This window comes from Kangsaoukella pontilimi (genome assembly GCF_009830125.1).
Classification (GTDB): Bacteria; Pseudomonadota; Alphaproteobacteria; order Rhodobacterales; family Rhodobacteraceae; genus Kangsaoukella; species Kangsaoukella pontilimi.
Genome location: NZ_WUPT01000002.1, coordinates 722,195 through 745,637, shown reverse-complemented (window position 1 = coordinate 745,637; position 23,443 = coordinate 722,195). Strand labels below are relative to the sequence as shown.

General features: G+C 63.2%; 28 protein-coding genes. 16 read left to right on the top strand and 12 right to left on the bottom strand.

Features of this window, described 5'->3' with window-relative positions:
• Positions 1–136: 136 nt before the first annotated feature.
• The gene (locus tag GQ651_RS13205) at positions 137–1,363 is read left to right on the top strand and encodes a multidrug effflux MFS transporter (RefSeq protein WP_160764709.1); all 1,227 of its coding nucleotides are present in this window, start codon (positions 137–139) and stop codon (positions 1,361–1,363) included.
• Between the two features lie 45 nt (positions 1,364–1,408).
• Positions 1,409–2,803 carry a helix-turn-helix domain-containing protein gene (locus tag GQ651_RS13200; protein WP_160764708.1) on the top strand — a complete coding sequence of 465 codons (1,395 nt, stop codon included), beginning with the start codon at positions 1,409–1,411 and terminating at the stop codon, positions 2,801–2,803.
• On the opposite strand, the gene GQ651_RS13195 is transcribed toward GQ651_RS13200, so the two are convergent.
• Genes GQ651_RS13195 through GQ651_RS13185 form a run of 3 tightly spaced genes read right to left on the bottom strand, consistent with a single transcriptional unit; the run spans position 2,785 to position 5,885 of the window.
• Entirely contained in the window at positions 2,785–3,783 is a 999-nt protein-coding gene (locus GQ651_RS13195; RefSeq protein WP_160764707.1) for an alpha/beta hydrolase, read from the bottom strand. The genes GQ651_RS13200 and GQ651_RS13195 overlap by 19 nt on opposite strands.
• A complete protein-coding gene (locus GQ651_RS13190) occupies positions 3,780–4,532 on the bottom strand; it encodes an alpha/beta hydrolase (RefSeq protein ID WP_160764706.1) in 753 nt (250 codons plus the stop codon). The genes GQ651_RS13195 and GQ651_RS13190 overlap by 4 nt, the downstream gene beginning before the upstream one ends.
• A 54-nt stretch (positions 4,533–4,586) precedes the next feature.
• Positions 4,587–5,885 (bottom strand): MFS transporter, encoded by a 1,299-nt coding sequence (locus tag GQ651_RS13185; RefSeq protein ID WP_160764705.1) that lies wholly within the window; start codon positions 5,883–5,885, stop codon positions 4,587–4,589.
• 126 nt (positions 5,886–6,011) lie between these two features.
• Here GQ651_RS13185 and thrS point away from each other — a divergent pair, with 126 nt between their 5' ends.
• Positions 6,012–7,961 carry a threonine--tRNA ligase gene (gene thrS, locus GQ651_RS13180; protein ID WP_160764704.1) on the top strand — a complete coding sequence of 650 codons (1,950 nt, stop codon included), beginning with the start codon at positions 6,012–6,014 and terminating at the stop codon, positions 7,959–7,961.
• 33 nt (positions 7,962–7,994) lie between these two features.
• On the opposite strand, the gene GQ651_RS13175 is transcribed toward thrS, so the two are convergent.
• The gene (locus tag GQ651_RS13175) at positions 7,995–9,998 is read right to left on the bottom strand and encodes a putative bifunctional diguanylate cyclase/phosphodiesterase (RefSeq protein WP_160764703.1); all 2,004 of its coding nucleotides are present in this window, start codon (positions 9,996–9,998) and stop codon (positions 7,995–7,997) included.
• Positions 9,998–10,510: a hypothetical protein gene (locus GQ651_RS13170; RefSeq protein ID WP_160764702.1), complete on the bottom strand. Its 513-nt coding sequence runs from the start codon at positions 10,508–10,510 to the stop codon at positions 9,998–10,000. Before GQ651_RS13170 ends, GQ651_RS13175 begins: the two co-directional genes overlap by 1 nt.
• A gap of 263 nt (positions 10,511–10,773) precedes the next feature.
• Between GQ651_RS13170 and GQ651_RS13165 the strand changes: the two genes are divergently transcribed.
• From GQ651_RS13165 to GQ651_RS13150, 4 genes are all read left to right on the top strand, one after another.
• A complete protein-coding gene (locus GQ651_RS13165) occupies positions 10,774–11,079 on the top strand; it encodes a BufA1 family periplasmic bufferin-type metallophore (RefSeq protein WP_160764701.1) in 306 nt (101 codons plus the stop codon).
• 66 nt (positions 11,080–11,145) lie between these two features.
• Positions 11,146–12,006 (top strand): MNIO family bufferin maturase, encoded by an 861-nt coding sequence (bufB, locus tag GQ651_RS13160; protein WP_160764700.1) that lies wholly within the window; start codon positions 11,146–11,148, stop codon positions 12,004–12,006.
• Positions 12,003–12,758 (top strand): HvfC/BufC family peptide modification chaperone, encoded by a 756-nt coding sequence (locus tag GQ651_RS13155; protein WP_160764699.1) that lies wholly within the window; start codon positions 12,003–12,005, stop codon positions 12,756–12,758. The genes bufB and GQ651_RS13155 overlap by 4 nt, the downstream gene beginning before the upstream one ends.
• On the top strand, positions 12,758–13,339 hold the full coding sequence (locus GQ651_RS13150; RefSeq protein ID WP_160765165.1) for a DoxX family protein: 582 nt from the start codon (positions 12,758–12,760) through the stop codon (positions 13,337–13,339). Before GQ651_RS13155 ends, GQ651_RS13150 begins: the two co-directional genes overlap by 1 nt.
• On the opposite strand, the gene GQ651_RS13145 is transcribed toward GQ651_RS13150, so the two are convergent.
• The gene (locus GQ651_RS13145; RefSeq protein WP_227258167.1) at positions 13,336–13,671 is read right to left on the bottom strand and encodes an arsenate reductase family protein; all 336 of its coding nucleotides are present in this window, start codon (positions 13,669–13,671) and stop codon (positions 13,336–13,338) included. The genes GQ651_RS13150 and GQ651_RS13145 overlap by 4 nt on opposite strands.
• 171 nt (positions 13,672–13,842) lie before the next feature.
• Between GQ651_RS13145 and GQ651_RS13140 the strand changes: the two genes are divergently transcribed.
• Complete coding sequence (locus GQ651_RS13140) at positions 13,843–14,049, top strand: cold-shock protein (protein ID WP_160764698.1); 207 nt, start codon at positions 13,843–13,845, stop codon at positions 14,047–14,049.
• Between the two features lie 10 nt (positions 14,050–14,059).
• Here GQ651_RS13140 and GQ651_RS13135 read toward each other — a convergent pair whose 3' ends face one another.
• The gene (locus GQ651_RS13135; RefSeq protein ID WP_160764697.1) at positions 14,060–14,482 is read right to left on the bottom strand and encodes a hypothetical protein; all 423 of its coding nucleotides are present in this window, start codon (positions 14,480–14,482) and stop codon (positions 14,060–14,062) included.
• 119 nt (positions 14,483–14,601) lie between these two features.
• Positions 14,602–14,883, bottom strand: coding sequence for a hypothetical protein (locus GQ651_RS13130; protein ID WP_160764696.1), 282 nt, complete (start codon positions 14,881–14,883; stop codon positions 14,602–14,604).
• Positions 14,884–15,014: 131 nt separating this feature from the next.
• Here GQ651_RS13130 and GQ651_RS13125 point away from each other — a divergent pair, with 131 nt between their 5' ends.
• A complete protein-coding gene (locus tag GQ651_RS13125) occupies positions 15,015–15,251 on the top strand; it encodes a hypothetical protein (protein WP_160764695.1) in 237 nt (78 codons plus the stop codon).
• Between the two features lie 7 nt (positions 15,252–15,258).
• Here GQ651_RS13125 and GQ651_RS13120 read toward each other — a convergent pair whose 3' ends face one another.
• On the bottom strand, positions 15,259–15,474 hold the full coding sequence (locus GQ651_RS13120) for a ribosome modulation factor (protein ID WP_160764694.1): 216 nt from the start codon (positions 15,472–15,474) through the stop codon (positions 15,259–15,261).
• A gap of 233 nt (positions 15,475–15,707) precedes the next feature.
• Entirely contained in the window at positions 15,708–16,115 is a 408-nt protein-coding gene (locus GQ651_RS13115) for a DUF2177 family protein (RefSeq protein WP_160764693.1), read from the bottom strand.
• 163 nt (positions 16,116–16,278) lie between these two features.
• Between GQ651_RS13115 and GQ651_RS13110 the strand changes: the two genes are divergently transcribed.
• On the top strand, positions 16,279–16,923 hold the full coding sequence (locus tag GQ651_RS13110) for a DUF5343 domain-containing protein (RefSeq protein ID WP_160764692.1): 645 nt from the start codon (positions 16,279–16,281) through the stop codon (positions 16,921–16,923).
• A 1-nt stretch (position 16,924) separates the two neighbouring features.
• Positions 16,925–17,455, top strand: coding sequence for a TIGR02391 family protein (locus GQ651_RS13105; protein ID WP_160764691.1), 531 nt, complete (start codon positions 16,925–16,927; stop codon positions 17,453–17,455).
• 5 nt (positions 17,456–17,460) lie between these two features.
• On the opposite strand, the gene thyX is transcribed toward GQ651_RS13105, so the two are convergent.
• Positions 17,461–18,369 (bottom strand): FAD-dependent thymidylate synthase, encoded by a 909-nt coding sequence (thyX, locus tag GQ651_RS13100; protein ID WP_160764690.1) that lies wholly within the window; start codon positions 18,367–18,369, stop codon positions 17,461–17,463.
• Positions 18,370–18,566: 197 nt separating this feature from the next.
• Between thyX and GQ651_RS13095 the strand changes: the two genes are divergently transcribed.
• From GQ651_RS13095 to GQ651_RS13075, 5 genes are all read left to right on the top strand, one after another.
• A complete protein-coding gene (locus GQ651_RS13095; protein WP_160764689.1) occupies positions 18,567–19,520 on the top strand; it encodes a hypothetical protein in 954 nt (317 codons plus the stop codon).
• A gap of 23 nt (positions 19,521–19,543) precedes the next feature.
• The gene (locus GQ651_RS13090; protein ID WP_160764688.1) at positions 19,544–20,935 is read left to right on the top strand and encodes a tetratricopeptide repeat protein; all 1,392 of its coding nucleotides are present in this window, start codon (positions 19,544–19,546) and stop codon (positions 20,933–20,935) included.
• Between the two features lie 90 nt (positions 20,936–21,025).
• Positions 21,026–21,460, top strand: coding sequence for a VOC family protein (locus tag GQ651_RS13085; RefSeq protein WP_160764687.1), 435 nt, complete (start codon positions 21,026–21,028; stop codon positions 21,458–21,460).
• Positions 21,427–22,140 (top strand): DUF1194 domain-containing protein, encoded by a 714-nt coding sequence (locus GQ651_RS13080; RefSeq protein ID WP_227258166.1) that lies wholly within the window; start codon positions 21,427–21,429, stop codon positions 22,138–22,140. Before GQ651_RS13085 ends, GQ651_RS13080 begins: the two co-directional genes overlap by 34 nt.
• Positions 22,137–22,901 (top strand): DUF1194 domain-containing protein, encoded by a 765-nt coding sequence (locus GQ651_RS13075; protein ID WP_160764686.1) that lies wholly within the window; start codon positions 22,137–22,139, stop codon positions 22,899–22,901. The genes GQ651_RS13080 and GQ651_RS13075 overlap by 4 nt, the downstream gene beginning before the upstream one ends.
• Here GQ651_RS13075 and GQ651_RS13070 read toward each other — a convergent pair.
• Entirely contained in the window at positions 22,895–23,392 is a 498-nt protein-coding gene (locus tag GQ651_RS13070; protein ID WP_160764685.1) for a MarR family winged helix-turn-helix transcriptional regulator, read from the bottom strand. The genes GQ651_RS13075 and GQ651_RS13070 overlap by 7 nt on opposite strands.
• Between the last annotated feature and the right edge of the window lie 51 nt (positions 23,393–23,443).

The window sequence follows — 23,443 nt, the reverse complement described above, 5'->3', positions numbered from 1 at the left end:
CAGGCGGAACAAAGAGAAATCTGGCAAATTTGCAAATTGTGCGAATAGCGAAGCCAATTATTTGCAAATTTCGTGTGCGCTTTTGCACAAGTCTCTGCGACTGGACAGAACGGTTCAGTAGACCTAATTCAGCGCAATGTCAGCGATCCCGAAGGTCCGATTTCTGGACCGTAGCACGCCGCCCCATATCGTGACACTCGTTCTGATTGCCGGTCTCGGCGCGATGAACATGTCCGCGTTTCTGCCGTCGCTTCCCGCGATGACCCGGTTCTTCGAGACGGAATACGGGATCATGCAGCTTGCGGTGTCGCTCTATCTGGCCGCGACGGCGGTTCTGCAGGTCTTCATCGGTCCAATCAGCGACCGTTACGGTCGCCGCAGCGTGCTTCTGGTGTCGACCGGCATCTTCGTCGTGGCCACGCTGGGCTGCCTTTTCGCGAACACTGTCGAAGTCTTCCTGTTCTGGCGGCTGGTGCAGGCGGTCGTCGCCGCGGGGCTGGTCCTGAGCCGGGCCATCGTTCGGGACATGGTGCCCCAGAACGAGGCCGCGTCGATGATCGGCTATGTCACCATGGGCATGGCCCTCGTTCCGATGGTCGCCCCGATGATCGGCGGCGCGCTGGACGAGGCGTTCGGCTGGCAATCGACCTTCTGGTTCCTGACCGCCGCCGGTCTGGGTGTGGGAGCGCTGATCTGGTTCGATCTGGGCGAAACGGCCTCGGGCGAGGGACGGAGCTTCCGCGCGCAGTTTCAGGATTACCCCGAGCTTTTCGGATCGCGCCGTTTCTGGGGCTATGTATTTACCGCTGCCTTTGCCTCGGGTGCATTCTTTGCCTTTCTCGGCGGCGCACCGCTGGTGGCGTCCGACGTGTATGGTCTCTCATCCTTCTGGGCCGGGGTCGGGTTCGGTGCGCCGGCAGTCGGCTATGCCGTGGGCAATTTCCTGTCGGGTCGTTATTCGGTGCGCTTCGGCATCAATTGGATGATCAGGGTCGGGGCATGGATCAGCCTGGGCGGGCTGCTGGTCGCCAGCGCTCTCAACGCTGTCGGGCTGAATGGCCCCGTCCTGTTCTTCGGCTTCTGTACCTTTGTCGGCCTCGGCAACGGGTTGATCATGCCGAACGCCAGCGCGGGCATGCTGTCGGTCCGGCCGCACTTGGCGGGTACGGCCTCGGGCCTCGGCAGCGCCATCATGATCGGCGGCGGCGCCGGTATGTCCGTCTTTGCCGGCATCTCGCTTGCCTGGGGCAATGGCAGCCTGCCGCTTCTTCTGCTGATGGCGATAACAACGGCGCTTTCGGTGCTGTCGATCCATTACGTGATCGCGCGGGAAAAGCAGGTCGACGTTTCCGAAGCCTTGTAAGCTTTGCAAAAACGCGCCACGGTTTTGCAAAGACCGGAGGCGCGGATGGCGACCCAGAAACTCTATGCCGGCGCAAAATTGCGCGAGACCCGCACCCGGCTGGGCCTGACCCAGAAGGCCTTTGCCGAGCGGCTTGGAGTTTCGCTTCCCTATCTGAACCAGATGGAGAACAACCACCGGCCGGTGTCGTCCACCGTGATCCTGTCACTCGTGCAGGAATTCGGCTTCGACGTCAGCGAACTGGCCGCCGGGGATGGCGAGCGTGTGGTGAGCGACCTGAAAGAGGTGCTGGCCGATCCGATCTTCAAGGACGACCTGCCGCCCACGGTGGACCTGCGCCTCGTCGCGTCGAACGCGCCCGCCGTGGCGCGGGCACTTCTGACGCTGCACCGGGCCTATCGCCAGACCTCGGAGCGGCTGGCATCGCTTGACGAGGCGCTTGGCGGGACCGAAGTGCGCCCCGGTGCGTCGCCCTGGGACGAGGTGCGCGATTTCTTCCACTATTGCGACAACTATATCGACGCGGTCGACCGTGCCGCCGAAGCCTTTGCCCCGCCCGAGCATCTGGACGAAGGCATCGAGCGGATGCTGGCGCGGCACGGGTTTCAGGTGAAAGAGGTGGACGACCCGGGCGTCCTTCGCGATTTCGACCGTAAGGAAGGCGTGATCCGCCTGTCCCGCCGCGCCGAGCGGGCCACCCGGCGCTTTCAGCTTTTGCACCAGATTGCGCTTCTGGCCCATTCGGACCTGCTGGAAGCGACGCTCGACCTTGCGCGGTTCCAGTCGGACACGGCCCGCGACATCGCCAAAATCGGGTTGGCCAACTATTTCGCCGGTGCGGCGCTGCTGCCCTACAAGGCCTTCCACGCCGCCGCGCGCGAGACGCGGCACGATCTGGAACTGCTCGCCGCGCGGTTCGGCGCGTCGCTTGAGCAGGTCTGCCACCGGCTTTCCACGCTTCAGCGGCAGGGGCTGAAGGGCGTGCCGTTTTTCTTCGTCCGGGTCGATCAGGCGGGCACGATCACCAAGCGGCACTCGGCCACGCGGCTGCAATTCGCACGCTACGGCGGTGCCTGCCCGCTCTGGAACGTCCACCGTGCTTTCGAGACGCCGGGCCGCTTCCTCAGGCAACTGGCCGAGACGCCGGACGGCGTCAGATACTTCTGTCTTGCACGCGAGGTCTCGACCGGGGGCGGCGCGTTCCGTGCCCCCACGCGGCGCTTCGCCCTTGGCCTCGGCTGCGAGATCAGCCACGCGCAGGACGTGGTCTATGCCGACGGTCTGGACCTGAACGATGCCGCCGCGTTCGAGCCGATCGGGATTTCCTGCCGCATCTGCGAGCGGACGGACTGCCACCAACGCTCGGTCCCGCCGCTGGAGCGGCAACTGACCGTCGACCATGACCGGCGCGGCACCCTGCCCTATTCCGTCGAAAGCTGATCCCTGATCCAGCCCGCGAATGTCTCGACCGCGCTGTCGGTCATGCCGGGGCTGAGGATGTCGCCCGCGATCACGTGGTTGAAACTGTCATCCCCCGGCGTCAGCGTTACCGCATTGACCGTGACCGGACCGCCCCAGGCCTCGGCCACGGCGCGGGTGGCGGTGTGGTCAACGACGGTATCGGCGTCCGAGAACTGGAACAACGCGGGCGTTTCGATGGCCGCATGATCCAGCCCGCGCACATGCTCGACCAGCGCCGCCATCTGGAACAGCGCCTCTGTCGGGTAGGCGGTGGTCCAGTAGCGCGCGTGCTCCTCGTTCTGCGGCTCGAAGCTCCGTTCCCGGCCGAACAACGGCGGCACCCATGACCGCGCGGCGGGAAATGTCAGGACAGCAGAGAGCGGGTTGGCGATCTTTAGGTTCGGCGCGATCAGGATCGCGGCCTCGGCCTCGCGCCCTTCGGCCAGTGCCAGAATGGCGAGCGTCGCGCCGGTGGAGGTGCCCATGATGACAGTGCGGCCCCCGATCCGGTCGGCGATGGCCAGCGCCTCGTCTAGATCGAACATCCAGTCCGACACGTTGCCCGCCACCATCGCCGCACCGTCCCGGCCATGCCCGGCGAGACGCGTGAAGATCAGGTTGGCGCCGATGTCGTCCGCCAGACGCTCGGGCACGGGGCGGATTTCAGCGGCGGTGGCCGAAAACCCGTGAATGTAGATCAGGACGATATCGGTGGTCTCGCCCGGCTCGCCCGCCCATCGGATCGACTTTTCCGCGCCGGGCGTGATGTCGTCGAAGACACCCTCGCGCATGGCGAGATAGGCCTCCGGATCTGTGCCGATGGCGGCGGCGTCGAAGCGCGGCGCGGTGTCGATCTCTTCGCGCGGCAAAAGCCCCCAGAGCAGTGCCGGCCCCACCGCCACGATGAACAGCAGCCAGAGCGCCATGCGGCGGAGCCGCGCGCGGCGTGGCGTGATCATGCCGCGGCCCTTGCAAGCACGTCCTCGACCGAATGCGCGATCAGCGTCAGGCATTCGGGGTCGGAAAAACGGTGATCGGCGTCCTTGACCAGCGTCAGCCGCATGTCCGGACCGGTGGCATGGTCGAGCAGGCGATAGGCGACGGATGGCGGGACATCGACATCCGCAGTGCCTTGCAGAAAGCGCGTCGGGAAAGGCAGCGGCAAGGGCGTCCGCAGAACGAGGTTCTGCCGCCCGTCTTCGATCAGGCGGCGGGTGATGATGTAGGGCTCATCCGAATAGTCGGACGGTAACGCGATCTGCCCGTCCTCCATCAGCGTCCGGCGCTGATCCTCGTCGAACCCGGCCCACATGCTGTCTTCGGTGAAGTCGGGCGCAGCGGCGATGGTGACGAGGCCCGCGACCTTTTCCGGCATCGCGCGGGCGATCAGGAGAGAGATCCAGCCCCCCATGGACGAGCCAACCAGCACCTGCGGCCCATCGGTCAGGCCCGAGATGATGGCGGCGGCATCCTCGGCCCAGTCCCCGATGGAACCGTCGAGAAAATCGCCCGAGGACTGACCGTGGCCCGAATAGTCGAAGCGGAGGAACGCCTGCCCCCGTCTCCCGGCCCATTCTTCGAGGTAAAGCGCCTTGGTCCCTTCCTTGTCGGACCGGAACCCACCAAGGAAGACCACGCCGGGGCCATCGCCCTCGGTCAGGTCGTAGGCCAGTTGGCGCACGTCGCCGTGATTGAAGGTGCCTGACATCCTGCCTCCCGTCTTGACCCGAAACTGGCCGGAACGCGCGGGCGATGCAACGGCTCAGTCGGCTTGGACCTCGGACAGACGGAATGCCGTTGCGGCACCGGCAAAGCTCATGGCGGCGAAGAGCGCCACGGTCCAGACCGCGCCGAAATTGGCGGCGACGGCACCGAAGAGGCCGGAGGCGAGCAGGATGACCCCGATCACCGTATTGGACACGGCGGTATATTCCGCGCGTTTGTCGGATGGCCCCATGTCGACAAGGTAGGTCGAGCGTCCCTGCCGGACGCCGTTATAGGCCAGCATCAGCCCGAAGAGGACGAGCGGCGCGGCCCAGACGGTACCCATGAGACCGGACAGGTCGAAGACAACCGCAAGCGCAAGCGCCGCACCGCCCGCAATCCCCGACAGGATCAGAACCTGACGGCTCGACCGGTCGGCCAGACGGCCCCAGACATAGCTCGACAGAAACGCCGCCGCCGAAGAAGCGAGGACCAGTGCGCCCAGCTGTTGGAAGGCCTCCTGGCCAGCGTCGCTTGCCATGACGACGAGGAACGGCGGCGCCAGCGCCGTGCCGACGAGAAGGCCGCGGGACAGGATGAAAAGGCGCAACTCTGGCGCCGTTTTCAGGAGAGACAACTGCTCGAGCGCTGCACGGAAGGGCGCCTCGGGTTTTTTGGTGTCGCTCTTGCCCTCTTTCAGGGTCGAGAACAGAGCCGCCGCGATCAACCAGAGCGCGCCCGCGAGCGCAATAGCGGCAACCACGACGGTGAAGCGGTCCCCGACCCCGGTCATCAGGACCAGCGCGAAGGCGATGACCGCAGCCGAGGACAGGGAAGAGGCAAGGCCCGTCACGGTCCCTCGCCGGGTCTTGCCCACAGTCTTGCCGAGGATGTCCTTGTAGCTGACCGAACAGACCGACCGCGCCAGCGCAAGGATGCCCAGAAGCGCGACGATCGTGATCCCTGCCGCCGTACCGTCGAGGCTCAGACCGGCCCAGACGGTGCCCAGCGCGGCGAGCCCCTGCACCGCGCTGCCACCCGCCCAGGCCCATTTCCGGCGCTCCATGGCGTGGATGCGCGGCGCGGTGAAAAGCTGGGGCAGAAGGGCGCCCGCCTCTCTGACTGGCACCAGAAGGCCGATCCAGAAGGCCGGTGCACCGAGGCTTGTCAAAAGCCATGACAGCACCAGCTTGGGGTCGTTCAGCCCGTCTGCCGTTTTGGTCATGGACAGGGACGCGGCATGGCGAAAGAAATTCCCCGGCTCGGCGTCCTGCTGAAACTCGTTCAGACCCCCTGTGCGGTCGGTGTCGGCGACCGCATCGAAGGCGCGTTCGGTGATCGTGCTCGTTCTTGACATGGGATAATAATGCCCATCCCCCAGGCCGGTTCCCGTTGACAAGGCCGCACCCCGCTGCCACATCAGCCGGACATAACCCGCAACCGGGCGTTCCGTGGGCGCCAAACCGACGAGGAGACGTGGCTGATGGCCCAGATTTCCCTGACTTTCCCCGATGGCAATTCGCGCAACTATGACGCGGGCGTGACGCCTGCCGAGGTGGCGACCGATATCTCGACCTCACTCGCCAAGAAGGCAATCAGCGCCACAGTGGGCGGACGTCACTGGGACCTGCAATGGCCCATCGAAGCCGATGCCGAGATCGCCATTCACACAATGAAGGATGACGCGCAGGCGCTGGAACTGATCCGGCATGACCTTGCCCATATCATGGCCCGCGCCGTGCAGGAGATCTGGCCCGATGTGAAGGTCACGATCGGTCCCGTCATCGAGAACGGCTGGTACTACGATTTCGACCGCGCCGAGCCGTTCACACCCGAGGATCTGGGACAGATCGAAGCGCGGATGAAAGAGATCATCAACGCCCGCGACGACGTCCGCACCGAGGTGTGGGAGCGGGACCGCGCGGTGAAGCACTACGAGGCGAATGGCGAGCCCTACAAGGTCGAGCTGATCGACTCGATCCCAGGCGACGAACCCTTGCGCATGTACTGGCATGGTGACTGGCAGGACCTCTGCCGGGGGCCGCATCTTCAGCACACCGGGCAGGTCCCGGCGGACGCGTTCAAGCTGATGAGCGTGGCGGGCGCGTACTGGCGGGGCGATTCCAGCCGCGCGATGCTTCAGCGCATTTACGGCGTCGCCTTCAAGAACCGCGACGACCTGAAGAAATACCTGACCTTCCTCGAAGAGGCAGAGAAGCGCGATCACCGCCGTCTGGGCCGCGAGATGGACCTGTTCCACATGCAGGAAGAGGCGCCGGGGCAGGTCTTCTGGCACCCGAACGGCTGGACCATCTACACCGAGCTTCAGGACTACATGCGCCGGAAACAGCGCGCGGGCGGCTATCGCGAGATCAACACCCCGCAGGTCGTTGACCGCAAGCTCTGGGAGGCGTCGGGCCACTGGGAGAAATACCAGGAGCACATGTTCATCGTCGAAGTCGAAGAGGAACATGCCAAGGAAAAGGCAATCAACGCGCTGAAGCCGATGAACTGCCCCTGCCATGTGCAGGTGTTCAACCAGGGCCTGAAATCCTATCGCGACCTGCCGCTCAGGCTGGCCGAATTCGGCTCGTGCTCCCGCTACGAACCGTCGGGTGCTCTGCACGGGATCATGCGGGTGCGCGGCTTCACGCAGGACGACGCGCATATCTTCTGCACCGAGGCGCAGATCGAGAGCGAATGCGCGCGGTTCATCAACTTTCTGGCCGATATCTACGAGGATCTCGGCTTCCCCGATTTCGAGATCAAGTTCGCCACCCGGCCCGAAAAGCGCGTGGGGTCGGATGAAAGCTGGGATCATGTCGAGGGCGCGCTGGAGGGCGCGATCAAAGCAACCGGCCGGACCTTTACGCTTGAGCCGGGCGACGGTGCCTTCTACGGGCCGAAGCTGGACTTCTACCTGACCGATGCCATTGGTCGGACCTGGCAATGCGGTACCTTCCAGGTGGACCCCAACCTGCCCGAGCGACTGGGCGCGACCTATATCGGTGAAGACGGGGCCAAGCACCGGCCCTATATGCTGCACCGGGCCACGCTCGGTTCGTTCGAGCGCTTCATCGGCATCCTGATCGAAGAGCATGCGGGCAAGCTGCCCTTCTGGCTGGCGCCGCGGCAGGTGGTCGTGGCGTCGATCGTGTCGGATGCCGATGGCTATGTCGACGAGGTCGTGGCGAAACTCCGCAAGGCAGGGGTGCGCGCCGAGGCCGACAAGCGGAACGAGAAGATCAATTACAAGGTCCGCGAGCATTCGGTGGGCAAAGTGCCGGTCATCCTGGCCATCGGCCAGCGCGAGGTCGAAGAGCGGACCGTCTCGGTCAGGCGTCTGGGCGAAAAGCAGACCAGCGTTCAGTCGCTGGACGATATCGTCGCGACCCTGTCGAAAGAGGCGACGCCGCCCGACCTTGCGGACTAGATCAGGTACGGGCGGCGCGAGGGGCTGGCCGGATCATCCAGTTTCCCCAAGCTCCACCGGACGCGTCGCAGCAAGAGCCTCTTCTGCGGGGACCGGGCGACCAAAAAGATAGCCTTGAGCCTGGCTGCCACCCATCTGTCGGATGGCGGCAGCCTGCTCCTCGGTCTCGATCCCTTCCACGACGACCGACATGGCGAGGTTTTGCGCCAGGTCCATGACCGCATCGAGGATGAAGCGCGCCTCTTCTGATGTCTCGATTTCGCTGACAAGGGATTGATCGATCTTCAGTTCGTCTGCATTCATCGCGCGCAGATACGCCAGCGACGAGAAGCCGGCGCCAAAGTCCTCGACCGAAATGCGGCAACCGAGCTGGCGCAGCTCCAGAAGCGTGTTCTGCACGCGCGCCCAGTCGCGCAGTTCGATCGATTCAGTGATTTCGAGTGTCAGCAGATCGGGCGGCAGATGCGTCGCATCAAGCGCATCAGCAACCTCCCGGACGATCTTGCCTGACATGAGATGAAGCGCAGACAGGTTCACGCTCACCGAAAGCGCGACACCGTTCTCCTTGTTCCACCCTGCGATGATCTCTGCCGCGCGACGGAGGATGAACAGATCCAGTTCGATTATGAGACCGCTCTCCTCGGCGAGGGGAATGAATTCGTTCGGCATGACGATGCCGCCCTTCCGATGCCAGCGCACCAGCGCCTCGAACCCCGTCACGGCACGATCCGTCAAACTGACCTTCGGCTGGAAATATATGTCGAGTGATCCTTCCCGGATCGCGACGGGCAATTCGTCCTGCATGTCGCGGCGGCGGCGATAGCGTTGCTCGAGGCCACGGTCGTAGAGCGTCGCCCTGTTCCGCCCCTTCTCTTTCGAGAAATAGAGCGCAAAATCCGCGGTCCGAACAATCGCATCGCGCGGATCGCCCTCGACCCAGTCGACGAGAGAGCGGGGCGCAACACCGATGCTGACGCTGACGGAAAGGAAATCGCCGCGCAGCATCAGGCCCGCACGCACGGCGTCGAGGATGTTTTCGGCCGTGTTCGCCAGCACGAAGTGTTCCTCGGACGGCAGGATGAGCGCGAATTCGTCGCCACCGAGGCGCGCCGCGAAGCCGTCCTGGTCGGCTGCTGTGGACGCGATGGCCCGCGCGACGAAGCTGAGAATGGCGTCCCCCGCCACGTGACCGTAGGTGTCATTTATGCCCTTGAAGTCGTCCAGATCGAGCAGCATCAGAGAGAACTCGCTGCCGCTTTCGAGACACTTGCTCAGACGCTCCTGAAACGCCGCGCGATTGGGAAGCTCGGTCAGGCCATCGAAATAGGCGAGGAACTCGACGCGGCGTTCGGCGTGCTGGCGGGCCTGGCGGTTCAGAACTTCGGCCCTGAGAAGAAGCAGGGCCAAGACGCCGATGACGCCCGCCACCGCGAGAGCGATGCGCGTGAAGACAAGCTGCTCCATGAAGGCCATGACGTTGCCATCGATCAGCCGCAGGTGAAACCGCCGCACTTCGTCGTTCCATATGGCCAGATTGCCGCGAACGTCGTCACCCACGACAGTCAGGTCGAAGGTCATGGCATCCATGTCGGGAAAACCGGCGGCAGTAGCCTCGTCGCCGATGCGCAACAGCTCCTGCAGACCGGCCAACGCGGCATCTGCCGAGGGGCTGCTGACAGAACCGACGACAGCCGTTCCGAAGAAATCGGCGCGCACGTAGAGCATGTCCAGCGCAGCGCGAAACTCTGCTTCGCGCTCTTCCGACATGCTGCCTTCGACATGAGCCAGATAGGCAATGTTCTGAACCCGCTGCACGTCGCTCATCGTCACGAGGGGCAGACGGGCATGGGCCTGGTCGTAGGCTGAACTATTGGCAACAACCGTGTCGACGGACGACCGAATAGACAATCCGGCTAAAAGGATCAGTGTCACCAGCGCCATCAGGGCAGAGGTGATACCAATACGTGTCGCGAGACGATCGAGCACCCAGTCGACCGCCTCGCGGCTGATAAACCATATGCCGGATCGGCGACGCATCATTCAGATGGTTCGATCCGCGCCGCCATCCAGACAAGATGCTGTTCCCGCGCCACGTCGGACGAAGCATAGGCGCCGGCCTCCAGCACGAAAAGGATCGGTCCCCGCTCACGCCGCGAGATGGGCCGGCCGTTCACGCGTGTGGCGACAAGTATCGGTTCGGATTGCCAGACGATCCGCTCGAAAACCGTCGTGTAATCGTTCTCGGCCGTCACAAGAAGCGAGTCGGTTTCGTCGAGCCCGTAGGCGCCGAGCAGATCACTCAGCAGCACGCCGTCGAAAACCGCGGCTTCCTCACGCCAGGGGGTGGTCGTTTCGACACGGTAGGTCGGAAGAGCCTCGATCGCCGACATATCCAGTCGGTGTTCCTGCCCGTCAGCAGAGCGGAGGGTCAGGCTCGCATCGGCATGCTGAATAGGCTCAAGCGTGACCGGGGTCGGCATGGGATTGGCGATGGCGGGACCGCCGAACACGGCCATACCGCCCAGCAAAACAAGCGTCATAAGTCTCATGGTAGGTAACACTCTCACAAACACAGGTGCCGGGGAGTTACGGTCGCAGGCGTTAACCCGAGGTTGCGCAGACATGAATCCGGCGCTCTAATTGCCGCGGATTTTAGTCAAATGCGGATTTATCATTTGTTTCAGACGCTGACTTTGCCGTGTTTGACGCGCGTGTGATTGGCGCGTGATGGCGCTTTGCTCCTATGTCGGGAACAGCCGCCCCGACGTGGCTTACGAAACAATAGAACACATACCGAATAAGGAGTTTTTCCATGTCGAACACCACCAAAACCCTTGCCGTCGCCGGCGCCGTCGCTGCCGCCCTCACCGCTTCGCTCAGCGCGCCGGCCCATGCCCAGGCCAAGGAAAAGTGCTACGGCGTTTCGCTTGCCGGCAAGAACGACTGCGCGGCCGGCCCCGGCACCACCTGCGCCGGCACCTCGACGGTCGACTATCAGGGCAACGCCTGGACGCTGGTGGATGCCGGCACCTGCACCGAAATCGAGCTGCCCGCGATGGCGGATGGCACCGAGCGCGAAGGCTCGCTGGAAGCGCTCGAGCGCGACCTGCCCGCGTAAGGCACATTTGATCACCCGCGCCTCCGGATCGGTCCGGGGGCGCGATCTGACTGTCGGATTTCGCCCATGTTAGATGCTACGCACCACCGTTTCGACCGCCTGCCGGACGCGCCCGGTGTCGGCTACAAGCCGCAGCACTTCCAGGCGATCGTCAGCGATCCGGGCTGCGTCCGCTGGCTGGAAATCCACGCCGAGAACTACATGGGCGACGGTGGGCGGCCCTTGGCGCAGCTACGCCACCTTGCCGAGCGCTTCGCTTTTTCCGTCCATGGCGTCGGCCTGTCTATCGGCGGAGAGGGGCGACTCGACCCTGACCACCTCGCGCGACTCAAGCGCCTGTGCGACTGGCTGAACCCGGCCAGCTTTTCCGAACATCTGGCGTGGTCGACCCATGACAGCGCCTTTCTGAACGATCTTCTTCCCCTGCCCTACACAGAGGCGACGCTTGCCCGCGTGGCCGATCACATCGACGAGGTGCAAGAGGTTCTGGGCCGACGGATGCTGCTGGAGAACCCGTCTTCCTATCTGGCCTTCGACGAAAGCACGATGTCCGAGACCGATTTCCTGGCGGAAGTCGCGCGACGTACGGGATGCGGGCTGCTTCTGGATGTGAACAACGTCTTTGTCAGCGCCACCAATCTCGGCACCGATCCCGTCAGCTATATCGAGGCCTTTCCGCTGGACCTGGTTGGAGAGATCCATCTTGGCGGACATGACGAGGATGAGGATGACCATGGCGCACCCCTCCTGATCGACAGCCACGGACGCGAGATCGCGGACCCTGTCTGGACCCTTCTGGCGATAACACTCGAGAAATCCGGTCCGCGCCCCACGCTTGTCGAATGGGACAATGACGTGCCCGAGTGGCCCGTCCTCGAAGCCGAAGCCGCCCGCGCGGCCAAGGCGCTGAGCCTGGTGGCGTCGTGATCGTCGACCAGACGACATTTCGCACCGCCCTTCTGGATGCGACGGCCCCGCGCCCCGAGGGATTGAGCGACGGGGCCGGCGCCCCAGCAGGTCGACGCTTTGACGTCTACCGCAACAACGTTGCCTTTTCGTTGACGGAGGCGCTGGAAACAGCGTTTCCGGTTGTTGCGAAGCTGGTGGGCGCGGCGAATTTCAAGCTGCTGGCCGGCGCGTTTCTGCGCCAGCATCCGCCTCGCTCGCCCGTGATGATGTTTTACGGCAGCGACATGCCTGCCTTTCTCGCCGCGTTTGGACCGACCGCCGGCATAGGATACCTGCCCGATGTCGCCCGGCTGGAACTGGCACTAAGAGAGAGCTATCACGCCGCCGACGCCGCGCCCGTGGCACCCGCCGAGATCGGGGCGCTCGCGCCCGAAGACCTTATGGCGCGGCGCGTGACGCTGGCGCCGTCCTTTCGGCTGATCCGGTCGCGCTGGCCCGTCCATGCGATCTGGCGGTTCAACACAGAAGACGGTGCGCCCAAACCCGCGATGGCCGCCGAGGATGTAGCCGTTTTCCGTCCCGAGTATGACCCTGTTCCCGTCCTGTTGCCGCCGGGCGGGGGCGCGTTTCTGGAGGCGCTTCAGTCGGGCGCATCCTTCGGCGGCGCGGTAGAGGCGGCGGCCGAGGCCACGCCCGATACCGACCTGACCGCAATCCTGGCGCTGCTCATGAGCCATGGCGCCATCACCGACCTGGGAGATGTCCGATGATCCGCGCCCTGACCCAAATCCATGACGGCCTGTTCGGCGGGCTGGAACGCCTGACGGTGCCGGTGATGACGACACTCGCCCGCTTCGTCTTCGCGGCGACGCTTCTTCTCTACTACTGGAATTCCGGCGCGACCAAGCTGGGGGACGGCCCGCTCGGCTTTCTGTTCCCCTCCGACGGCGCCTATATCCAGATCTTCCCCAAGACGGTCGAGGCTGCGGGCTATGATTTTTCGGCGCTCGGCGCGTTTCACTGGGCCGTGGTCGTCGCCGGCACATGGGCGGAGTTCCTGCTGCCGCTCGCCATCGTGCTGGGCCTTTTCACGCGGCTCGCGGCGCTCGGCATGATCGGCTTTATCGTGGTCCAAAGCTGGGTCGACCTGTTCGGCCACGGCGGGATCGCACAAGGCACGCTCGGGGCTTGGTTCGATCGGATGCCGGACAGCATCATTCTGGACCAGCGCGCGTTCTGGGTCTTCGTCCTGCTCTACCTCGTCTTCCGGGGCGGCGGCCCCTTGTCGGTCGACCGCCTGCTGAGCGGTCGCGCCGATGGCCGGGATGCCGCGCGGCAGGCAGCCGCTTAAGTCGACAGATGTGCGGCCTGAGCGGCCTTGTCCCAGCCAAGGGTCAGGCCGCCCGGCCCGTCGATGACCGGCCGCTTCATCAGAGCCGGATGCGCCTCTAGGAGCGCGTCCGGATCGCCCGCCCTCTCCGCCTCGTCCAGACCGCGCCAGGTGGTCGAGCGGGTGTTCACCAGCTTCTCACCGAAAGCGCCCAGAAACCGCGCGCGCTCGGCGGCGGTCAGACGCTCGGCCCGGATGTCGCGGAAGGTGACGGGGCCCGGCGCCCCCGCTTCAAGCGCCTTCAATGCCTTCCGGCAGGTGTCGCAAGTCTTCAGTCCGTAAAGCGTGATCATTCCGGGAATCGCCTTGTCACGAATGTTTTCCTTGTTTTTTTGGCCAACGAGGCCAGAGTCAATTGCGCATCGGGCATCTGGCGACTGCATGACGCGCGGCCTGTCTGATCCGCGATGCGGCTTTGACGGCCGCCGGCTACCGCGGCGGAGACTATCGCGAAGGAAGCTATCATGCCGACTGGCACCGTGAAATGGTTCAATACCACAAAGGGTTACGGGTTTATCGCCCCCGATGACGGGGGCAAGGACATATTCGTTCACATTTCTGCCGTCGAACGCGCCGGGATGACCGGGCTGGCGGACAATCAGAAAGTCGCCTTCGAATTGATCGAGGGCCGGGACGGCCGCCAGATGGCGGGCGATCTCAAGGCGATCTGACTTTTGGACTTCAGAGACCGGCCTGACGCTGGCCGGTTTCGACCGACACGGGTTGCAGGTCGGGCCTTGGCCCAAGGGCGAGGCTGGCCTCGGTCCCGCATTGCAGATAAGCGGTTTCCCCGCCCGAGACCGTCACGGCACGGCTGATCGTGCCGCTTCCGGTGATCGCACCGATTTCCCAGGTTCCATCCGGCACCCGCACCACCAGCGGTGCCCCCACCCGGCAGGTGCCGACCGACCGCCCGTCAAGCGTCAGCGCGGGGTTGGTGAGCGCGTTGGTTACCGGGCCGAAGGTAGCGCCGCGATAGACCACGATTGTATTGGGCGAGGCGCCCGTACCGGTCCCGATGACGACGGGGTCTGTGTCCGGCGCGGCGGGGCCGACCTGAACGGCACCGGCGCAGGCGGACAGGACGAGAGCGGGGAGAAGCATGTGGGGTTTCATGAGCGCGAGGCTAGCGGGATCGCGGCTCCGATGCCAGCGATTTGGGGCTCCGCCCCCGGGCCTCTGGCCCTCCCCCGGGATATTTTCGAACAGGCGAAGGGGAGAGGTCAGTCGCCGTCGCCGCCGTCACCATCGACGAAGGGACCGGTCCCGTCGCGGAGATCGCTGAAGAGGCTCAGCACTCCGAGGACGCCGCCGAGGACGATGATCCCGAGCCCGGTCAGGAACGGGCCGATTTCGGCCGAGACCTTGACGAAAACGGCGCCGAGGCGCTCGAAAAGGCCGATGCCCGACTGAAGGCCGGGGGTGAAACCCAGCATCACCGCGCCGCCGAGATAGAGCCCCACGCCGAAGGTGCCGATGGCCCAGAGTTTGTTGAGGAGCGTCATGCGGCCCCCTGCCGTTCATTTACCCCGAAAGGTGACGGGAGAATACGGCAGAAATGTGAAGCGTCACCCGGCTTTTGACAGACGCGCATATCGCGGGCCATGCTCACGGCATTACAGAAGAGAGGTCATTCATGCCCGTCATTCGTGAAATCCGGTTCCCCCTGCCCCAGGGCTATCGCTATCGCTTTATCCTCAAAGAGAACGAGGCCACCGCCGCCGACCGCGTGCTGGATGGCCAGCTGGTCGAGGTCGGCGACAATTTCATCAAGCTCCGCACTCAGACCGAGTTGGGCCGCGTCGACAAGATCGTGCCGATGCGGAACATTCTCTATGTCGAGGAGACCTACGAGTCCGGTCAGGGCGAATAGTCCGGGCTCAGCCCGCCTTTCGTGCGGGGCGGGCCGGGTCTTCGAGCCGGTTTGCGGCGTGGCGGCGGGCGTCCTTCCAGCCGAAGAGCCATTCGGTGTGGAGCCGCGTGCTCTGCTCGAAGGGGTTGGCCTCTGTCCCCGCGCCCGCATCATGGGCGGCGCGGCCCTTTGCGGTGGCGGGGCTGTCGAGGATCAGGCCGAGGGCGGCGAGGTTCTGAAGCATGTGGGTTCCCTTCCTTCGTCTGCTTGGACAGGGGAAGAGAGTGCGGCCCGCGCGGATTGGCAGAGGGACGGGGTGTCGCAGGCTGGGCGCCGGTCCGCCGCAGGCGGCAATCGGTCCGGCGGCCCCCCACGCGATCCGCCTTCTGCAGATCACGGGATCGAGGCGCGAACGGGCGGAGCCGCAGGTATGCTCCGGCATGTTCGTCAGCCGGGGACCGTGGCCGCCCAAACGCCTCAGGCCGGGCCGAAGAGCGCCCGCGTGGCCCATACGCCTCCCGCCGAGGACACGGCGATCAGGACCGTACCCCAGGCCCAGTCGGTGGCGACCATGTGGGGCTGCCAGTCACGGAGCGTGGCGTAGTTGGTCATCTCGTAGGTGCCATAGGCGACCGCCCCCAGAAGCGCGCCCTGCCAGAGCGCCCGGACGATGTCGCCGTCCCGGAAGGCGGGCCATGAGACGAGGATCAGCAGGCCCAGGACATAGAACAGGTAGAAGACGGCCGCCGCGGCGAAGCGCGGGCTGTCCAGCACCTGATCGCCCAGCGCCTCGCGGAACATGGGCGCGATGACGGTGTTGAGCATGACCGCGTCGAGGGCGAGGAAGATGACGGCGGTGACGGCGTAGAGGGTGAGGACTTGCATGGGCGTGGCTCCTTTGGGGGAGGAACGCGGGGGGTGGGGGTTTGGTTTCGGGGGGCTGCGCTTTGGAACATGAGTCTCAGAAGAGTATACGTCGTAATCACTTGCTCGCCTCACGGTTGCAACCTATCCTGCCATCCAATCAGAGGAAATTCATGGGCCTATTATGAGCGAACAAAAAAATTATCCCCAGCTTCCAAAGCCTATTTGGTGGGGCTTTCGTGAAATACTAATTTCAAAACCTTCCGTCCAACTTACACCCAAAATGCTGGCAGTACGATTTGAAGTGCAAGAAACGGCAGCCAAGGCGTACTTGAGGGAACTTCAAAAGATTGGAATGGTGGACGAGGATGGAAAGCCGTCTGAATTAGCGCTCAAATGGCGAATTGACGAGACATACAGTGACGCTGTTCAAGGCATCCTTTCACATGCTTACCCAGACGAACTCCTTCAGACTTTAGATACGAAATCTGTTGATAGAGAGAAGGCAAAACAGTGGTTCATGCTTGATGGACTCGGCTCTGGCTCGGCGAATAACAAGGCTGCAACCTTTGCAATGATTGCGTCACCTGAGCCGGGAGAACCGCTCACCACCAATCAGAAGCAAGAAAAGGCCACGCCAACTATAGCATCTGCAAAGCCCAAAACGAAGCCAAATGATGCCCATATATCCGCACAAAAAGAGGATAGCAGCATTTCTTCATCAAAAGAAATACCGTTGAACGTTAATGTTCAGATTCATATCAGCGCCGATGCGAGCAATGAACAAATTGAGAAGATATTCCAGTCAATGAGAAAGTACCTCTACTGAGATGCAAATTAGGGAGTTGCAGGAATTCCAGGAAGCCCTTCGGGATATCGGTGTAACCAAGTCTTCGGTCGAAGCAAGCGAGCCAAAGACAGCAATTGGAACCTCAACGGATAGCCACACAAGAGAAGAGATTGTATTGTTTCAGTCTCTCATCACCGAAGCAGAAATTGCTTCGGTCTCATCCGACCTTTTTGCTTCGGGATACTATAATTTGTCTGTTTCGGAAGCTTTCAAAGCAATCGACAATTTCGTCTCGGAGAAGGCTAAAAGGCCAAGAGGTTCGGGAACAGCACTAATGGAGGAGGTTTTTTCTCCTTCAAAGCCTAAACTAGTATGGACTTCTCGGACAACCAAGTCAGAGGACGATGAACAAAAAGGCTATCATCGTTTGTATGCCGGAGCGATGCTTGGAATTCGCAATCCAACAGCACATGAGTTCGATTGGGTCGAAGAAGCAGAAACCGCGTTAGAACTCATTGTTTTTGCTCAGCACTTACTGAAAAAAGCAAAGCTAGCGAAGTTGTCCAAATAACTCCTTCACCCCTCAACCACTCCCATGAACTCCCGCCATTCCCCCTTGCTCATGCCCGAGGTCTCCTGCGTGACCTGTTCACCCTTGAGCATACGCCTTACGCAGTCAATCGCCTTAGAGGAGAGCGTCGCGCCGCCCATCCGGTAGTCCTCGAAAGCCGCGTAGGCGTAAGGAACCCAGTCCTTGACGAGGCGGCACATTTCCTCGGCATAGACGCGGATCTCGTATTGGGCGTGGGCGTCGGCGCGGAGGCGGAGGAAGTGGAAGAGGTTGTGGAGGTCCACCTTCCAGTACCACTGGGTGTAGATGTTGGCGGGCAGGTTCATGCGGGCAAGCTCGCGGGCGAGGCCCTGCTGGCCCTCCTGCCCGATCATCTCCTCGTAGTGGTCGTAACAGCGCGCGGCGTCGCCCTTGAGGTATTCGAGTACGCGTTCGGCCTCGGCGCCGGTCAGCGCCTCGCCCCGGCCCTGATTGTTGACGGTGGATTGCGCGGCGAGGTCTTCGGCGCGGGGAATGTAGAACTCGCGGTCGAGGATCGAGTAGCGGGCGGAGTATTCGTTGACGTTGGCGGTCCGGTGCCGGATCCACTGGCGCGCGACGAAGACGGGCAGCTTCACATGGAGCTTGACCTCGCACATCTCGAAGGGGGTCGAGTGCCAGTGCCGCATGAGGTAGCGGATCAGCCCCTCGTCATTGGACACGGCCTTGGTGCCCTTGCCATAGCTGACGCGGGCGGCCTGCGTGATGGCGGCGTCGTCGCCCATGTAGTCGATGACCCGGACGAAGCCGTGATCGAGCACCGGATAGGCGGTGTAGAGATGCGCCTCCATCCCCTCGGACACGGCACGCAGCGTGGGGCGCGGGCTGGCCCGGAGGTCGTCGATTTCGGCTTGTTGTTCGGGCGTCAGCGGCATGAGGTCCCCCCTAGGTCAAACGAGTCGCCCGGACACCTTATCTAGTGCGGTCAGCCCCGTGAACCGCAATATGCGCCCATATGTTGCGAAGCGGGGACATTTCTGCCGATGAGGCACGCGGGGGGACAGAAATATTGACTTATCCACAGGTTCTGCGAGGATTCGCCCAAAATAACCTTTAAAGGGCAGTAGAGCAGATGAAATTTCATATCCTTTTGGCGACGACGTCGATGCTGGCTTTGGCGGCGTGCGGCGGATCGGGCGACAGCGATCTCGGCGGCGGTGGCGGCGGCGGCGGTGGTGATGGCGGCGGTGGTGGAGGTGGCGGTACCGGCACCGACGCAACGGTGCTACCCGGTTCCGACACTTGTGAAGGTGCGTTCGTGTGCAACGAAACCTTGCTGGCCGTCAGTTATAATGATGGAGGAACGCCTGGCGATCTGACCGATGACATCGTTCAGATTCAGGGAACGCCTTTCGACGAAACCCCTGATGGCGCGACCTATGTCTATGCCGGGACGACATCGAGCGGCTACGTTGACCTCGCAGGTCACGCGGCATTCGTGAACGACGAGTTCGGCGTCGATGCTACGCCTTTCAACAACTATCTGGCTTTGTTTGCGACGGCCTCTGACAGCAGCATAAGCGTCGGTCAATCAAGGGTCATGGACGGCTATCGTGACCGCGGATATGGCGGCGTCTTCTACGTTTTGAACGAAGCCGGAAATCTTCCCGAGAACCAGCTTGCGACCTATTCGGGTCAATATGCAGGTATTCTGATCACGCTCGGGCCGAGCGGCGGCGCGAACCAACAGACGTCCGGGGACGTGGACCTGTGGGTTGATTTTACGGATAGTTACGTGAAAGGGTGGGTCACCAATCGGACGACCGTCGGAGGTGAGGCACTTAATGGCCTTATCTTTGATGATTCCACGCCGATTACCGCAGGTGCGTTCCAAGGCAATGCCATCGGATTTGATGCCGATGACGGTGAGGAATGGAGCGGAACCTACTGGGGCGTGTTTGCAGGAGGCGAAGGCGCACCGACTATCGGCGGCGGCTTCGAGGTGAGCGGTTCCGACGATGGCTTCCCGGATGTAGATTTGATTGAAGTCGGGACGTTTATTGCCGAGAAAGACTTCGGCTCCTGATTTCACTTTCGACGGGAAATGTCATGAGAAATTTCAGCAGGGCCGCTCATGCGGCCCTCTTTTTACTAACTACATTCGTTGTCATCTTCGCTGATGAGGCTATCGCTCAGACGTCCGAAGAAGAGCAGCAAGTGGTGCTGAACGCGGCTCAGGCGCGCTTTGTCGCGCGGCAGGCCCTGACACAGGGCAATCTTCCGCTTGCCAAAGCGCTGTCCGACGCCGTTTTGGCCCAGACCCCCGACGATGCCGAGATGCTGATGATCCGCGCCATTCTGGCGCGGCAGGCGGGCGATCTGGAAATGGCGCGGGACGCGGGCGCGCGGGCCTATCGGAAGACCGACAATCCCGCGCTTCGCTTCGATGCGGCAATGCTGGTCGCGGACCTTCACGCGCGGGACGAGAACTATACCCGCTCGCAAATCTGGCTGCGGCGCGCCGACCAGGCGGCCCAGAACGACCGCCAGCGCGCGGTGACGGCCAATGCCTATCGGCAGGTGACGCGCCTTAATCCGTTCAGCGTTCAGCTTCGCTTTGGCGTGCGGCCCTCCAACAACGTCAATAACGGCGCCGAAACCACGGTCATCGAACTCGGCGGTCTGCCCTTCCGTCTCGACGACAGCGGCCAGCAACTTGGTGGCTATGAGGCGACGGCGGGCGTGTCGCTGGCCTACAGGCTCTCCGAATCCGAGACGCAGCGCACCCAGGCACTGGGCGAGCTCTATTTCCGAAAAGTCTGGCTGGATTCCGCGGCGAAAGAGGCCTCGCCCGCCTCGGAGAATTCGGATTTCGACTATGGCACGATCATCGCGGGCATCCGGCATCAGCGCCTGATCTGGCCCGAGACCGGCCCCACCTCGATCACCGCGCTGCTCGGGCAAAGCTGGTACGGCGGCGAAAAGCTGGCCCGCTGGACCGAGGTGACCGCGAACCAGATCGTACAGCTGGAAGAAGGCCGCGGTCTGAGTTTCGGTGTGAACCTGCGCGACGAGACCCGGCTGGACAGCGACATCAACAGCTCCAAGGCGCTCGGCCTCTCCGTCGACTACCGCCAGCCGGTCGAAGGCGCGGGCAGTTGGGGCGCCGGTCTGGCTGTGCGGAATGTCTGGTCCGACAGTGCTACGGTCGACCTGTTCTCGACGACGCTTCGGGCGGATCGCAACTTCGGGCGCGTGGGCCCGATCGAGCCGACACTGCGGGTGTCGGTGGAAAACCGGAACTATCACAAGTGGCTCTCGACGCCGGGCGGCCGGCAGGACCGCTCGCTTACGATCGACGTGGGGGCCACATGGCCCGAGGCGCAGTATTACGGTTTCGTGCCGCAGGCGTCTGTCCGGGGTCGGCGCACCTGGTCGAACGTGGACATCTACGACCGGAATGAATTGTCCTTTGGTATGACTCTCGTCTCGCGGTTTTGATCCGCGCGCCCCTCGTCAAACCGGCCCGCACGCTCTACCCTTTTGGAAAGCCCGCTCAGGCGGGCCGAACGACTGCGAAGGAGCCCCGAGATGGGAATTGAGTATCTGCACACCATGGTCCGCGTGAAGGACCTCGAGAAATCCAAGGCGTTCTACGAGCTTCTGGGCCTGGTTGAACGCCGCCGGACCGAGAATGAGAAGGGCCGTTTCACGCTGGTCTTCATGTGCCCGCCCGATCAGGCCGATGGCCGCGCGGATGTCGAATTGACCTATAACTGGGACGGCGATGACGGGCTGCCGTCGGACAGCCGCCATTTCGGGCATCTCGCCTATCGCGTGGATGACATTTACGACATGTGCCAGAAGCTGATGGATGCCGGCGTGACCATCAATCGTCCGCCCCGCGACGGGCACATGGCCTTTGTCCGCTCGCCGGACAACGTGTCTGTCGAGCTCTTGCAGAAGGGCGATTCCCTTGCCCCTCAAGAGCCTTGGGCGAGCATGGAAAACACCGGGCACTGGTGATCCGCCTAACTGCGATAGCCCTGTCTCTGGCGCTGGCCCTGCCGGCGCCGGCCTCTGCTTGCCGGCTGGCGCTTTTGCTGGCGGTGGACGTTTCGTCGTCGGTGGACGCGAACGAGGACCGGCTTCAGCGGAACGGCCTGGCCTCGGCCCTGATCTCGCCCGAGGTACAAACCGCCTTCTTCAGCGATCCGCGCCCCGTGGCGCTGGCGGCCTTCGAGTGGAGCGGTCGCTGGCGGCAGACGACGATCCTGCCCTGGCGCGAGATTCGCGGTCCCGCCGATCTGGTCGCGGCCGCCGAGGAGGTGGCAGCCTCTACCCGAAGCGAGACGCGCTTTCCAACGGCGCTCGGCTATGCGCTCGGCCATGCAGCTTCGCTTCTGGAGGAAGCGCCTGTCTGCGATCGGCAGGTGATCGATGTCTCGGGCGACGGGCGCAACAACGAGGGGTTCAAGCCGGAACTGGCCTACCGGAACTTCCCGCTCGACGGGGTGACGGTGAACGCGCTTGCCATCGGCGGCAGCGTCACGCTGGACGAGATGGTGGACTACTATCGGAACGAGGTGATCCGCGGTCCCGGCGCCTTTGTGGAAGAGGCGCAGGACTACGCCGATTTCGAGCGGGCCATGCGCCGAAAGCTCGAACGTGAGGTCGCGGCGATGGTCGTGGGCTCGCGCCGGTGAGACGGCTGGCGGCCATCGCGCTCGTCGCGCTTTGGCCCGGATTTGCCGACGCCGCCTGCCGTCTGGCTCTGCTGCTCGCGCTGGATGTCTCTGGCTCGGTCGACGCACGAGAATACGCTCTGCAGATAGAAGGCGTTGCCAGCGCGCTCGACGATAACGAGGTGCGCCGAGTTCTTCTTGCCATGCCGGAGGCGCCGGTCGCGCTGTCGATCTTCGAATGGTCCTCGGCCAGCTACCAGAAGGTGGTGCAGGACTGGGTTCTGCTGACCGACTCCGAAAGCCTGAACCGGGTCATCGCAGCGCTTCGCAATTGGCAGCGGATGCCCGCACCCGAGGCCACCGGATTGGGCGCCGCGCTTGAATTCTCCTATCGGCATTTCCAAAATGCGCCCGCCTGCTGGGACCAGACGCTCGACGTCTCGGCCGATGGCAAGAACAACGACTGGCCCATTCCCGAACGGCTACGCCGAGGCGGCGAGCTGGGCTCGATGAAGGTAAATGCTCTGGTGGTGGCGCCGGATTTCCTCGTCACCTATGACACGTCCGGAAGCGGCATTCAGGGACTGCGCGACTATTTCGAGAACAACATCATCTATGGCCCCGGCGCCTTTACCGAGGTGGCGATGGGCTTCGATGACTATGCGCGCGCCATGCACCTGAAGCTCTTGCGCGAACTGGCGACGCTGCCGCTGGGGGCGCTGCCCCGGCCTGCCCCGTTCAGAACCGTCCTGAACCGGACGACAACGCCGCGCCCTCAGTAAATGTAGCGGATCTGATCGCCCCAGAAGCGTTCGATTCGCCCCAGGGCACCGTTCACGTCGCGCAGGTGCCCGTCACCGACAATAGGGTCCTTCGCAAGGCCGTCCGCCTGCCGCTCGAAAAGTTCGTCCACGATCCGGCAGACCTCCCGCCCCTTGTCGGTCAGGCGCACCCGAACCGAACGACGGTCGATCTCGCAGCGCTGGTGGTGCATGAACCCCATCTCGACCAGTTTCTTGAGATTGTACGAGACATTCGAGCCCTGGTAGTAGCCGCGCGATTTCAGCTCGCCCGCCGTCACCTCGTTGTCGCCGACGTTGTAGAGAAGCAGCGCCTGAACCGCATTGATTTCCAGAAATCCCAGACGCTCGAACTCGTCCTTGATGACGTCGAGCAGCAGGCGATGCAGCCGCTCGATCAGGCTGAGACTGTTCAGATAATCCACCTTATAGCTTGTCGGCGGCGCGTCGGTGATCGCGTGATGCATGCTCATTTCGGGTCTCGTCTTCTGCTCGCTTTCAGAAGGAAATCGCCGAAAAATGCC